The sequence below is a fragment of the Banduia mediterranea genome (genome assembly GCF_031846245.1).
Classification (GTDB): Bacteria; Pseudomonadota; Gammaproteobacteria; order Nevskiales; family Nevskiaceae; genus Banduia; species Banduia mediterranea.
Map to the genome: position 1 here is coordinate 199111 of NZ_JAVRIC010000001.1, position 13066 is coordinate 212176.

Annotated in this window: 15 protein-coding genes and 1 pseudogene; 2 read left to right on the top strand and 14 right to left on the bottom strand. The window is 63.6% G+C overall.

What is annotated here, in order from left to right:
* Nucleotides 1-195: 195 nt before the first annotated feature.
* Nucleotides 196-924, top strand: a complete 729-nt coding sequence (locus RM530_RS01000; protein ID WP_311363336.1) for a DUF4197 domain-containing protein — start codon at nucleotides 196-198, stop codon at nucleotides 922-924.
* A 294-nt stretch (nucleotides 925-1218) separates the two neighbouring features.
* Here RM530_RS01000 and RM530_RS01005 read toward each other — a convergent pair.
* From RM530_RS01005 to rsmG, 14 genes and pseudogenes are all read right to left on the bottom strand, one after another.
* Nucleotides 1219-1461 (bottom strand): annotated as a pseudogene (locus RM530_RS01005) (reverse transcriptase domain-containing protein); the annotation flags it as partial.
* Between the two features lie 200 nt (nucleotides 1462-1661).
* Nucleotides 1662-2078, bottom strand: a complete 417-nt coding sequence (locus RM530_RS01010; protein ID WP_311363338.1) for a F0F1 ATP synthase subunit epsilon — start codon at nucleotides 2076-2078, stop codon at nucleotides 1662-1664.
* A gap of 79 nt (nucleotides 2079-2157) precedes the next feature.
* Nucleotides 2158-3555 carry a F0F1 ATP synthase subunit beta gene (gene atpD, locus RM530_RS01015; RefSeq protein WP_311363339.1) on the bottom strand — a complete coding sequence of 466 codons (1398 nt, stop codon included), beginning with the start codon at nucleotides 3553-3555 and terminating at the stop codon, nucleotides 2158-2160.
* A gap of 70 nt (nucleotides 3556-3625) precedes the next feature.
* Complete coding sequence (atpG, locus tag RM530_RS01020; protein ID WP_311363340.1) at nucleotides 3626-4489, bottom strand: F0F1 ATP synthase subunit gamma; 864 nt, start codon at nucleotides 4487-4489, stop codon at nucleotides 3626-3628.
* 106 nt (nucleotides 4490-4595) lie between these two features.
* Nucleotides 4596-6149 carry a F0F1 ATP synthase subunit alpha gene (atpA, locus tag RM530_RS01025; protein WP_311363341.1) on the bottom strand — a complete coding sequence of 518 codons (1554 nt, stop codon included), beginning with the start codon at nucleotides 6147-6149 and terminating at the stop codon, nucleotides 4596-4598.
* Between the two features lie 29 nt (nucleotides 6150-6178).
* Nucleotides 6179-6715 carry a F0F1 ATP synthase subunit delta gene (locus RM530_RS01030; protein WP_311363342.1) on the bottom strand — a complete coding sequence of 179 codons (537 nt, stop codon included), beginning with the start codon at nucleotides 6713-6715 and terminating at the stop codon, nucleotides 6179-6181.
* A 2-nt stretch (nucleotides 6716-6717) separates the two neighbouring features.
* Nucleotides 6718-7188, bottom strand: a complete 471-nt coding sequence (locus RM530_RS01035; protein WP_311363343.1) for a F0F1 ATP synthase subunit B — start codon at nucleotides 7186-7188, stop codon at nucleotides 6718-6720.
* Nucleotides 7189-7229: 41 nt separating this feature from the next.
* Nucleotides 7230-7490 (bottom strand): F0F1 ATP synthase subunit C, encoded by a 261-nt coding sequence (gene atpE / locus RM530_RS01040; protein ID WP_311363344.1) that lies wholly within the window; start codon nucleotides 7488-7490, stop codon nucleotides 7230-7232.
* Between the two features lie 91 nt (nucleotides 7491-7581).
* Complete coding sequence (gene atpB / locus RM530_RS01045; RefSeq protein ID WP_311363345.1) at nucleotides 7582-8421, bottom strand: F0F1 ATP synthase subunit A; 840 nt, start codon at nucleotides 8419-8421, stop codon at nucleotides 7582-7584.
* A 42-nt stretch (nucleotides 8422-8463) separates the two neighbouring features.
* A complete protein-coding gene (locus RM530_RS01050) occupies nucleotides 8464-8898 on the bottom strand; it encodes an ATP synthase subunit I (protein WP_311363346.1) in 435 nt (144 codons plus the stop codon).
* Between the two features lie 157 nt (nucleotides 8899-9055).
* A complete protein-coding gene (locus RM530_RS01055; RefSeq protein WP_311363347.1) occupies nucleotides 9056-9838 on the bottom strand; it encodes an SDR family NAD(P)-dependent oxidoreductase in 783 nt (260 codons plus the stop codon).
* Nucleotides 9839-10129: 291 nt separating this feature from the next.
* Nucleotides 10130-10969: a ParB/RepB/Spo0J family partition protein gene (locus RM530_RS01060; protein WP_311363348.1), complete on the bottom strand. Its 840-nt coding sequence runs from the start codon at nucleotides 10967-10969 to the stop codon at nucleotides 10130-10132.
* Complete coding sequence (locus tag RM530_RS01065; RefSeq protein WP_311363349.1) at nucleotides 10969-11763, bottom strand: ParA family protein; 795 nt, start codon at nucleotides 11761-11763, stop codon at nucleotides 10969-10971. The genes RM530_RS01060 and RM530_RS01065 overlap by 1 nt, the downstream gene beginning before the upstream one ends.
* Entirely contained in the window at nucleotides 11760-12398 is a 639-nt protein-coding gene (gene rsmG, locus RM530_RS01070; RefSeq protein ID WP_311363350.1) for a 16S rRNA (guanine(527)-N(7))-methyltransferase RsmG, read from the bottom strand. The genes RM530_RS01065 and rsmG overlap by 4 nt, the downstream gene beginning before the upstream one ends.
* A gap of 107 nt (nucleotides 12399-12505) precedes the next feature.
* On the opposite strand from rsmG, the gene RM530_RS01075 reads away from it, so the two are divergent.
* Entirely contained in the window at nucleotides 12506-13000 is a 495-nt protein-coding gene (locus RM530_RS01075; protein WP_311363351.1) for a GNAT family N-acetyltransferase, read from the top strand.
* The last annotated feature ends 66 nt before the right edge of the window (nucleotides 13001-13066 follow it).

Genomic DNA, 13066 nt, shown 5'->3' on the forward strand with positions numbered 1-13066 from the left:
AGATTCATTGTTCGGCTGCCTGGCCGGAGGTGCTGGCGGCGATCAGAACCTTCGCCTGAACCGGGCCGACAAAGAATGATACGGGCCGAGATGGACGTGATACGGGAATGAGACGGTCGCAGCCGGTGCGTGGACGCGACACACCGATGCTGCCACCCTTGGGCGCATTGCCTATCCAGACTGGAGTCCCCCCGTATGCGCCGCCTGCCCATGCTGTTGTTGCCGCTGGTTTTCAGCGCCTGTGCGGACTCCGATTGGCAGGCCAGTTCCGGCCGCATCCTCGATGCGATCCAGACCCAGCAGGGCAGCGGTCAGCTCAGTCAGAGCGATATCCTGTCGGGTCTGCGCGAGGCTCTGGCCCAGGGTACGACCACGGCGATCAACCAGCTCGGCACCACTGATGGCTTCTGGAAGGACGGCGAAGTCCGGATTCCCTTGCCGGCGGCGCTCGCCAAATACGAAAGCACCGCACGTCAGTTCGGTTACGGTCCCAAGCTCGATGAATTCCAGCTCACCCTGAATCGCGCCGCCGAGCAGGCGGTGCCACAGGTGGCGTCGATCTTCGGCAATGCCGTGGGCAAGATGACGGTGGCGGATGCGCGCTCGATCCTGCAGGGCAGCGACGACGCGGCCACGCAGTACTTCCGCAGAACCGCCGGCACCGAGCTGTACAGCAAGATCAATCCGATCGTGAAATCCGCGACGGCCAAGGTTGGCGTGACCCAGCAGTACAAACAGCTCGTCGGTTCGCTGGGGTCGATCCTGCAGATGGGCGGCATTACCGCGACCGATCTCGACGACTATGTCACCAATAGAACGCTCGACGGGCTGTTCCTGAAGATCGCGGACGAGGAGCAGCGCATTCGTGAGAATCCGGCCGCACGCACCACCGACATCCTGAGGCGCGTGTTCGGTAGCGGCTGAGCCGCAGGCCGTCGCGTCCTCCACCGTCATTCCGGACAAGCCGCAGGCTTGATCCGGAATCCATGCGCGGTCCGATGAGCCTACCTGTCACGGCGCATCGGGTAGGAGGCGGGTAGAGGAATAATTCTACCCGCCGTCACCGGGTGGCCGGAGGCAGTTGCCCACCTCCGGCTCCCACAGAACGTCGCGTGCGGATTTCCCGCACTACGCTCTTCGGATGTTGATTCACAGCACTGCGAGCGCTCGCAACTCCCCCGTAGAAAAGTGCCAGCTTCGGTCGCAGCAAGGGCAGTCGGTCTGCACATACACGTTGCAGTCGTCCGCGTAGCGACAGAAGCAATGTCCGCGCTTTTCCAGTTCCCGGTCCAGATCATCGAGCAGAATGTTGGACAACAGCGGCGACAGCGGCCCGCCTTGCGGCGTGCCCTGCGTCCGCGGGCTCACCAGCCCGCCCTCCATCATCCCGGCGCTGAGGTAGCGGCGGATCAGTTTCAGGACACGCTTATCCTTCACCTTGCGCGCCACCCGCGCCATCAGCGTGGACTGCCATTCAAGGCAGTCCATGACGGCCCCTGCTCACTCCTCCAGATTCCGCCTCGCGGCGGACACCCTTGGCGTTCGGCTAACTCTTCCCCTTGCCGGGCGAGTAGAGGACTTCCACCTCCAAGCGGGTGCGCCCAGCCGGGCGCACCAAACGCAAAAGGGCCGCTCGAAGCGGCCCTTTTGCAGGCATTCGCCTAGCGAATATCCTTGAGCTTCTTGACGAAGTGCAGGCGGGCTGCGGCTTCGACCAGTTCGGCCTGGGCACGGGCCAGATCCATTTCGCCCTTGGCGTTCTCCACCGCTTCCTCAGCGGCGCGCTTGGCATCGGCCGCGGCGGCTTCATCCGCATCCTTGGCACGCAGCGCGGTGTCCGCCATCACCGTGACCAGATGGGGCTGAACTTCCAGCAGGCCGCCGGACACGAAGAAGTAAAGCTGTTCGCCGTCGGCGGTCTTCACCCGGACTTCGCCGGGCTTGAGCCGGGTCAGCAGGGGCGAGTGCTTGGGCGCGATGCCGACTTCACCGAGTTCGGCCGGGGCAAACACCATCGCGGCTTCGCCGGAATGGATGTGGCCCTCGGCCGACACGATGTCTACATGCAGTTGGGACATGGAACGCCTCTAGAGTCCTGAATCCGGGGGTGCAACGCATGAGACCAAACGCTTCGCCTCACCCGCCACACCGTTCGGATCAAATGTTCTTGGCCTTCTCGACGGCTTCGTCGATCGTGCCGACCATGTAGAACGCCTGTTCCGGCAGGTGATCGTACTCGCCATCGACGATGCCGCGGAAGCCGCGAATCGTCTCCTTCAGCGACACGTACTTGCCCGGCGCGCCGGTGAAGACTTCCGCCACGTGGAACGGCTGGCTCAGGAAGCGCTGGATCTTGCGCGCACGGGCCACGGCCTGCTTGTCCTCTTCGGACAGTTCGTCCATGCCGAGGATCGCGATGATGTCGCGCAGTTCCTTGTAGCGCTGCAGCACACCCTGTACGTCACGCGCGGTCTGGTAGTGCTCGTCGCCGATCACGTCCGGGTCGAGCTGGCGGCTGGTGGAGTCCAGCGGATCGACCGCCGGGTAGATGCCCAGCGAAGCGATTTCACGCGACAGCGTCACCGTGGAATCCAGATGCGCGAAGGTGGTCGCCGGCGAAGGATCGGTCAAGTCATCGGCCGGTACGTAGACGGCCTGGATCGAAGTGATGGAACCCTTCTTGGTGGAGGTGATGCGCTCCTGCAGCACGCCCATTTCCTCGGCCAGCGTCGGCTGGTAGCCCACCGCCGACGGCATGCGGCCGAGCAGCGCAGAGACTTCGGTGCCGGCCAGGGTGTAGCGGTAGATGTTGTCGACGAAGAACAGCACGTCGCGGCCTTCGTCGCGGAAGTACTCGGCCATGGTCAGGCCGGACAGCGCCACGCGCAGACGGTTGCCCGGCGGCTCGTTCATCTGGCCGTAGACCATCGCCACCTTGGATTCCGGCAGGTTGTCCTGCACGATGACCTTGGCGTCCGACATTTCGTGATAGAAGTCGTTGCCTTCGCGGGTACGCTCACCGACGCCGGCGAACACCGACAGACCGGAATGCGCCTTGGCGATGTTGTTGATCAGCTCAAGCATGTTGACGGTCTTGCCGACGCCGGCACCGCCGAACAGGCCGACCTTGCCGCCCTTGGCGAACGGGCACAGCAGATCGATGACCTTGATGCCGGTTTCGAGCAGTTCGGTGGAACCGGACTGGTCCTCGTAGCTCGGCGCGTCGCGGTGGATCGCCCAGCGCTCCTCGGATTCGACCGGACCGACTTCATCGATCGGCTCGCCGAGCACGTTCATGATGCGGCCCAGGGTGGCCTTGCCCACCGGCACCGAGATCGGCGCACCGGTGTTGCTCACGGCCAGGCCGCGCTTGATGCCTTCGGAGGCGCCCATGGCGATGCAGCGGACGACACCGTCGCCCATCTGCTGCTGGACCTCGACCGTGAGGCCGGTTCCGTCGACAGTCAGCGCGTCGTAGATATTGGGGATCGCGTCACGCGGGAATTCCACGTCGATGACGGCGCCGATGACCTGAACAATCTTGCCCGTGCTCATTTCTATAACCCTTGCTGGTTAAGCCGTTTCCCACATCCGCCCGAAGGCCGATGCAAAAGATTCATTTGCCTCAGACCGCCGCCGCGCCACCGACGATTTCCGCCAGTTCCTTGGTGATGCTGGCCTGGCGGGCCTTGTTGTAGGCGAGTTCCAACTGACTGATGATCTTGCCGGCGTTGTCGGTGGCCGCCTTCATCGCCACCATGCGTGCGCTCTGCTCGCAGGCCACGTTCTCGATCACGCCCTGATACACCTGCGATTCCACGTAACGCTGCAGCACCGTGTCGAGCAGTTCGCTCGATTCGGGCTCGTAGATGTAGTCCCAGTTTTCGAGCAGGTTCTCGGTGTCGTCCACCGGCTGCACCGGCAGCAACTGCACCAGATCGGCCTTCTGCGTCATCGTGTTGACGAACGCGGCGGATGCGATGAACACGCGATCCACTTCACCTTCGCGGTAGGCATCGGTCAACACCTTGATCGTGCCAAGCAGATCCTCGAGATGTGGTCGATCGCCCAAGTGTGTTGCCTGCGCGCTCAGCTTGGCGCCGAAGCGCTTGAAGAACGACACACCCTTGGCGCCGATCACCGACAGCTCGCAGTCGACGTTCTGATCCTTGTAGTCGCGCAGGGCGCGCACCACCTGGCGGAAGGTGTTGACGTTGAGACCGCCGCACAGACCACGGTCGGTGCTGACCACCAGTATCGCGACACGCTTGACCTTGCGGTCCAGCATGAACGGGTGCTTGTACTCGGGGTTCGCGTGCGCGAGGTGCCCGATCGTACGGCGGATGCGCTCGGAATACGGGCGCGCGGCCGACATGCGCTCCTGTGCCTTGCGCATCTTCGACATCGCGACCTTTTCCATCGCGCGCGTGATCTTCTGCGTGTTCTTCACGCTCTTGATCTTGCCGCGGATTTCCTTCGCGTTTGCCATTGCTTTGCTCGTTAGGCGTGAGGCGTTAGGCGTGAGGCGATTGCCCCTGCGCTGTTCATGCCGTCACTGGATCGGGAAACATTCACATCTGCCTCACCGGCAATCATCAGATCGCCGACTGCTTGACGTAGGCTTCCATCGCCGCCTTCAGTGCGGCTTCGAGATCGCCGTTCCAGTCGCCCTTCTCGTCGAGCTTGGCCATCAACTCGGCATGCTCGCTGGCGAGGAACTGGTGTAGACCGGCTTCCCAGACCAGGATCTTGTCGACCGCAACCTTGTCGAGGAAGCCCTTTTCGACGGCGTACAGCGAGGCGGCCATCTTCGACACCGGCAGCGGCGCGTACTGCTTCTGCTTCATCAGCTCGGTGACGCGCTGACCGCGCTCCAGCTGGGCACGCGTGGCGGCATCCAGGTCGGACGCGAACTGGGCGAAGGCCGCAAGCTCTCGATACTGCGCCAGCGCCAGACGCACACCGCCGCCGAGCTTCTTGACGACCTTGGTCTGCGCCGAACCACCGACGCGCGACACCGAAACGCCGGCGTTCATGGCCGGGCGGATGCCGGCGTTGAACAGATCGGTTTCGAGGAAGATCTGGCCGTCGGTGATCGAAATCACGTTGGTCGGAACGAAGGCCGACACGTCACCGGCCTGGGTTTCGATGATCGGCAGCGCCGTCAGCGAACCGGTCTTGCCTTTCACTTCGCCGCCCGTCATCTGCTCCACGTACTCGGCGTTGACGCGTGCGGCACGCTCCAGCAGACGGGAATGGAGATAGAACACGTCGCCCGGATAGGCTTCGCGGCCCGGCGGGCGCTTCAGCAGCAGCGACACCTGACGATAGGCCACGGCCTGCTTCGACAGATCGTCGTAGATGATCAGCGCATCTTCGCCGCGGTCACGGAAGTATTCGCCCATCGAGCAGCCGGAGTACGGCGCGATGTACTGCAGGGCGGCGGCCTCCGACGCGGACGCGGCGACAATGATGGTGTGCGCCATCGCGTCGTGCTCTTCGAGCTTGCGCACCACGTTGGCGATGGAGCTGGCCTTCTGGCCGATCGCGACGTAGACGCACTTGATGCCCGAAGATTTCTGATTGATGATCGCGTCGATCGCCAGCGCGGTCTTGCCGGTCTGGCGGTCGCCGATGATCAGCTCGCGCTGACCGCGACCGACCGGGACCATGGAGTCGATTGCCTTGTAGCCGGTCTGCACCGGCTGGTTGACGCCTTCACGCGCGATCACGCCCGGCGCGATCTTCTCGATCGGCGAGGTGCCTGCGGCCTTGATTTCGCCCTTGCCGTCGATCGGGTTGCCGAGCGAATCGACGACGCGGCCGAGCAGGCCCTCGCCGACCGGCACTTCCAGAATGCGGCCGGTCGTCTTGACCGTGTCGCCTTCCTTGAGGTGCTTGTAGTCGCCCAGGATCACGGCGCCGACGGAGTCACGCTCCAGGTTCAGCGCCAGTCCAAAGGTGGATTCACCACCCTGGCCCGGGAATTCGAGCATTTCACCGAGCACCGCGTCGGACAGGCCGTGGATACGGGTGATGCCGTCCTGCAGCGACACGATGGTGCCGGTGTTACGGGCCTCGGTTTCGGCATCGAAGTTCTGGATGCGCGCCTTGATCAGATCACTGATCTCGGAAGGATTGAGTTGCATGGAACGAATCCTCGAAAAATTCTTGGGTGTCAGCCCGTCAAGGCGGACTGCAAACGCGACAACTCGCCGGCAAAGGAACCGTCGATCACCATGTCACCGGTGCGGATACGCGCGCCGGCAATCAGGCTTTCATCGGTGGCCCAGCTCACTTCGAGTTCGCGGGACAAACGCTTGCCGATCGCGGTCGTCAACGCGGACTGCTGCGACGCCTCGACCGGTACCGCGGTGGTGATCTCGACTTCGACGCGACGCTCGGACTCGTCCTTGAGCGCGTCATACTGTTCCGCGACCTGCGGCAACAGCGACAGACGCCCGTTCTCCGCCAGCAAGCGGACCAGATTGGCTTCCTGCGCCGAGAGTCCGCCCTTGAAGATCGAGACCAGCAGATCTGCCTGCTGCGCCCGCTTCAGGGAAGGATGCCCGACAGCCGCGCTCAGCTCCGGCATCGCCATGGCCTGCGCCAGCGAATCCAGGGTGGTCGCCCACTGATCCAGCGAACCCTCGGCCTGGGCGATCTCGAAGACCGCCTTGGCGTAGGGCCGCGCCATCGTGCTCTGCTCGGCCATGATCAGATCTGCGCCGCCAGCGCGTCGATGACTTCAGCATGCGCCTGGGTATCGAGCTCACGCTTGAGTATCCGCGCGGCACCGAGAACCGCCAGTTCGCCGACCTGCTTGCGCAGGGCCTCACGGGCGGAGGCGAGTTCACGCTCGACCTCGTCGTGACCGGCAGCCTTGATGCGATCCGCTTCGGACCGTGCGGTCTCGCGGGCGTCCTCGACGATCTTGGAAGCCTGCCTGGACGCGTTGGAGAGAATCTCCTGCGCCTGCGTGCGGGCCGCCTTGAGCTCAAGCTCGGCCTGGGTCGCGGCCTCTTCCAGCGCCTTCTCGCCCTTGTCCGCGGCGGCAAGCCCACTGGCGATGCGCGCCTGGCGTTCCTTCATCGCCTGGGTGATCGGCGGCCACACGAACTTCATCGTGAACCACACGAACAGCGCGAACGTGATGACTTGAACGATCAGGGTGGCATTAATGCCCATGGCTCACCTCGTTGCTTTGGCCAATGACTGTTGGGACGTTCTTAGCCCTGGGGCATCTGGCCGATCAGCGGGTTCGCGAACAGCATCAGCAGCGCCATGGCGACACCGATGATCGCGACGGCGTCAAGCAGGCCGGCGATGATGAACATGCGGGTCTGCAGCATGCCCGCCATTTCCGGCTGACGCGCAGCGCCTTCCAGAAACTTGCCGCCAAGCAGGCCGAAGCCGATGCCGGTGCCCAGCGCGGCGAGGCCGAAAATGAAGCCGATGGCGAGGGCGGTGTTGCCGATGATGAGTTCCATTGTGCTCTCCGGGGTCAGTCTCTTACTGATGTGGAACGGATTGATTGAATGAACCGCTTAAACAAACTGTTTTAGAACTGTTCTACGAAATTCAGTGATGCTCATCGTCATGGCTTTGATAGGCCATGCCGAGGTAAACGATGGTCAGCGTCATGAAGATGAACGCCTGCAGCGGAACCACCAGCAGGTGGAACACGGCCCAGGCGAACTGCAGCACGCCCTGGCCCAGAATCGCCGCCCAGCCGCTGAAACTGGTGACGTAGTGCCCGATGCTCTCGCTCAGCGTGAACAGCGCGATCAGGATGAAGATCAGCTCGCCAGCGTAGAGGTTGCCGAACAGTCGCAGCGCCAGTGACAAGGGCTTGGCGAGCAGCTCGACGAAATTGATGATCAGGTTGAACGGCATCAGCCAGGGCCCGAACGGGTGCGTCAGAAACTCCTTGAAGTAGCCGCCGACGCCCTTGCCCATCACGCTGTAGACGATGATCAGGAAGAACACCGAAATCGACAGCGCGAAGGTCGCGCTCATATCGGCCGCCGGCACCACGCGCAGATACTGCGCACCGCCCGCGTGGAAAATCGACGGCAACAGGTCGACCGGAATCAAGTCCATGAAATTCCAGAGGAAAGTCCAGACGAACACGGTCAGCGCCAGCGGCACGACCAGACGCGACTCACCCGGAAATGACTCCTTCACCGCGTTTTCGACGAATTCGACCAGCAACTCGCAGAAGTTCTGCAGGCCGGTCGGCACTCCTTCCGACGCCGTGGCGGCCGCACGACGGAAGAAGAACAGGAACAGCACGCCGAGCACGACCGAAAACAGGATCGTGTCGATGTTGAACGTCCAGAATCCCTCACCAACCTGCCAATGCGTCAGGTGATGGGTGATGTATTCGGAAGACGAATGCCCCTGCTCTTCAACTGCCATCGATCCCTAGCCTCGCCCTGCCTTCGTTCGGGTGTGCACCGCTCAATCCCGCCAGCGCAGCGCCCACAAAAAAACCAATCCAGTCAGTCCGTAAGTCGCGATCACCGGCAGAAACACGTCTGCGAAGTAACGGATCGCAAATACGAACATCGCCAACACCAGCGCCAGCTTGATCGCCTGGGCGACCACGAAATTGCGCAACATATGCGGCGCATCACCACGGCCGCGCAAAAACACGCGTGCCGCAAAAAAGCCGTTGCTGACCACTCCGATCATTCCGCCGCAGAGCGCCGCAAGGCCCTCGTGCGCAGACGCGACCGCTGTCCATACAGCGCCCGCGGTACCACTGATCAGAACCTGCCAAATTAAGAGGCGGGCCGGCACTCTGCCCATCTTGTGCCCCGCCGTTTGTGATGCCACCCCTGATTCGTTCCGCCTTGGCGGAACGGCCGGCGCGGCGTGCGCGTCTGGCGGCATCCTTCAGTCCATAAAAATGCTCGAGGACAACCCCGAGCGCGGCGCAGGAGTTTACTCAAGCCCGGGAACCGGGTCAACGATACTGATGTCCTAGTCGGCCGCCCGCACAAAACTGATTTTTTCGCACCGCAGCATTGCTGCCGGGTCAACGACTCGCTCAGCGGTCCAGCGCGCGGTCGAGGAATCGCGCAATGAACGTCTGGGGCAGCAGGCGGCTGCCGGCCGCAAGCCACTTGGACGACTGCCTCGGCAGCACCACCGGGCGCGCCCGCTCGAGACCGAGCAGAGCGTCGTCCACCACGCGATTGGCCGAGGCCACGGCGAAGCGCGGCACATATTCGCGCATCGTGCCGGCGCCGGAGGTTTCAAAAAACGGGGTGTCGACCGGCCCCGGGCACACGCAAACTACCCGAATGCCGCGCTTTTTGTATTCCGCCCACAAGCCGAGCGAGAAATTCAACACGAACGCCTTGGTAGCCGAATACACGCTCATGCGCGGCATCGGCTGGAAGGCCGCCAAGGACGCTACATTGACGATCCCGCCGCGACCAACAGCCAGCATCGGCGGCAGGAAGGCCTCCACCAGATCGACCACCGCGGCGCAGTTGAGCTGCACCATGTCGTAGGGGCGTCCGGCTTCCTGCGCATCGAAGGCACCAAGGTGACCAAAACCGGCGTTGTTGATCAGCAGGTCCACATGCATGCCGAGCGCTTCCACCGAATCGGCGATGCGTCGTCCCGGTCGCGGCTGCGTCAGATCGGCTGCGATCACCTCGATGCGGCAGCCATGCCGCTCGCGCAAATGTTCAGCCAGCGCCAACAGCTTTTCCCGCGAACGGGCCACAAGGATGAGGTCGTAGTTGTCAGCCGCGAGCTGTCGTGCGAATTCCTCGCCGATGCCGCTGGAGGCGCCTGTGACAAGTGCGGTTCGGCCAGTCATGCGTGTTCCGTGTTTGAAAACTACACGCTCACGCTAGCAGTCCTTCCATGAGAAGACTACGGATATGGATGTGAGCCGAATCGATGAGTGCCCCATTCTCGCGGAGGGAGAAGGGTTGGGGATGAGGGCGCTCAGCGCCCATTTGTACGCTGAGACTGCCTGTAGCGGGCGCCCTCACCCCGACCCTTTCCCGAAGGGAGAGGGAGAAAAGCCGTCCTTGGCGATACCCGCAGTTATCAGTTACGTGGACTACCAGCACGGGTGGATAAACCTTCCCGTGCTGGGGCGGGATCACCCGATCGACTTCAGAATCCGGTCAAGATCGCCCAGGTCGCGGAAGCCGATGGTGAGCCGCCCCTTGCCGCCGTGCGTCTGGCGAATCTGTACCTTGGTGCCGAGCTTGGCGCCAAGCTCGTTCTCCAGGGCCAACATTGGGCTCGGCATCGGTCGCTTCGGCGGCGCCGGATCGGCGGCCGCCAGCGCCTCGGTCTGGCGCACGGACAGGCCTTTCTCGGCCACCGTTCGCGCCAGCTCGACCTGATTTTCCGGCTCTGCGCCGAGCAATGCCCGCGCATGACCGAAGCTGAGCTTGCTCTCGCGCACCAGTTCCTGAATCTCTTCCGGCAGATCGAACAGCCGCAGCAGATTGCTCACCGAAACCCGCGACTTGCCGACCGCCACCGCGCACTGTTCGTGCGTGAGCCCGCATTCGTCGATCAGGCGGCGCAGCGCGGCGGCTTCTTCGAGCACGTTGAGGTCGGCGCGCTGGATATTCTCGACCAGCGCCACCGCCATCGCCGACAGTTCGTCGAGTTCGCGGATCACCGCCGGCACCGTGACCATCCCGGCCAGCTTGGCTGCGCGCCAGCGCCGCTCGCCGGCGACGATCTCGTAGCGGCTGGGGCCGATCGGACGCACCACGATCGGCTGCACCACACCCTGCGCCTTGATCGAGGCCGCCAGCGCCTCCAGCGCCTCGGTATCGAAATGGCGGCGCGGTTGGTGCTTGCCGGATTCGAGCTGGGCCACCGGCAGGTCGCGCAGCTCGTCACCGGATTGCGCTTCCGACGGGTTGCCGCTGCTCAGCAGCGCGTCGAGGCCACGGCCCAGGCCGCGCTTCTTGACGGCCATCAGAGCGTCCCTCCGAGTCGCATCTGGCCGCCGTCATGACGGCGCATCATCTCGCCGGCCAGCGCCAGATAGGCGCGCGCGCCGGAGGAGCTGGCATCGTAGATCATCGCCGGCAGGCCATGACTGGGCGCCTCCGCCAGGCGGATGTTGCGCGGCACGATGGTGCGGTAGACCTTGTCGCCGAAATGCTGGACGAGCTGGGCGGAGACATCGTTGGCGAGATTGTTGCGCGGGTCGAACATCGTTCTCAGCAGACCCTCGATTTCGAGATTCGGATTGATGAGCTTGCGGATCTTGTGGACGGTGTCCATCAGCGCGCTGAGCCCTTCGAGGGCGTAGTACTCGCACTGCATCGGCACCAGCACGCCATCGGCCGCGACCAGGGCATTGACGGTGAGCTTGGACAGCGCCGGCGGGCAATCGAGAATGATGTAGTCGAAGGCCTCGGCCAGCTCGGCCAGCGCGCTCTTGAGCGCGAAGTCGCCGAGCGGCAGTTCGCGCAGCTTGATTTCGGCTTCGGTCATGTCGCCGTTGGCCGGGATCAGGCTGATGCCGAGTTCCGGCAGCGGAATCACGGTCTCCAGCGGCGTGGCCTTTTCCAGCAGCAGATCGCGCGCCGTCAGTTCGACCTCGCTCTTGTCGACGCCCACGCCCATCGTCGCATTGCCCTGCGCGTCCAGATCGACCAGCAGCACGCGGCGGCCCATGGAACCCAGCGAGGCGGCAAGATTGACCGAGGAGGTGGTCTTGCCGACTCCGCCTTTCTGGTTGGCCACGGCGATGATGCGCGTCATGAGGCGCGCGTCGCCACGACCAGTTGCCGCGCTTCGGCGAGGCCTGGTACGGCCAAACGATGAATGTCGAGAATCTTCACGTTCCCGGGGATGTCCTTGGTTTCACTGTGGCTGAGCTTACCTTTCATCGCCAGCCACTGCCCATCTGCGGCCAGTGCGCCCTCGGTGAGGCGCAGGAAATCGGCCAGCGAGGCGAAGGCGCGCGAAACCACGGCCGGAAACGGTGCTTCGGCCTCCAGATCCTCGGCCCGCCCTTCGACCACTTCGACGTTGTCCAGGCCCAGCGTACGCGCCGCGTGGCGCATGAACCGGGCTTTCTTGCCATTGGAATCCAGCACGGTCACCTGCAACTGCGGTCGCGCGATCGCCAGCACGATGCCGGGTAGACCGGCGCCGGCGCCCACGTCAAGCAGACGCGTCTGTGGCAATGTGAAGCGCGTTTCGCCGCCCCGGATCAGCACCAGCGAATCGAGCAGGTGGCGCGTCACCATCTCCGCCGGGTCGCGCACCGCCGTGAGGTTGTAGGCGCGGTTCCACTTCTCCAGTTCGCCCAGATAGCGCAGCAGTGGTTCCGCCAGCGCGGCGTCTAGCGACAAGGCGGCGAGGCCGCTGTGCAGGACGGTTGCGGATTTCACGGGAGAAAAGCCAACTCAAAAAAATGGCGCGCAGTATAGCCGGCACCCGATGCGACCGGACATCGGCTTGACCGTACGATACGCTCAGGCCTCGTCCGCGCAATCCCATGTCCATCACTGTTCGTGACGCCACTGAATCCGATCTGCCACGCATTCTGGAGATTCTCAACGAGGCCATCGCCAACACCACCGCGGTGTGGTCGTGGACGCCGCTGGACCTTGCGAACCGCCAGGCCTGGCTGGCCGCACGCCGTCAACGCGGCTTCCCGGTGCTGGTGGCCACGGACGAGTCCGGCGTGCTCGGCTATGCCAGCTACGGCCCGTTTCGGGACTGGGACGGCTATGCGCAGACGGTGGAGCATTCGGTCTACATCGATGTCGCCGCACGCGGCCGGGGTCTTGGCCGCAGTCTGCTCCAGGCCCTGATCGCGCGGGCACAGGAGGCCGGCCTGCACGTGATGATTGGCGGCATCGACGCCAGCAACACCGTGTCGATCCGCCTGCATGAGTCGCTGGGCTTCACCGAGAGCGCACGCATGCCGCAGGTGGGCCGCAAGTTCGATCGCTGGCTGGACCTGGTGTTCCTGCAGAAACAGCTTTGAATCGCTCTTGGGTCTCGCGCAAAGACGCAAAGAACGCCAAGAACAGAAAAAGCAGTTTCAGCTTTC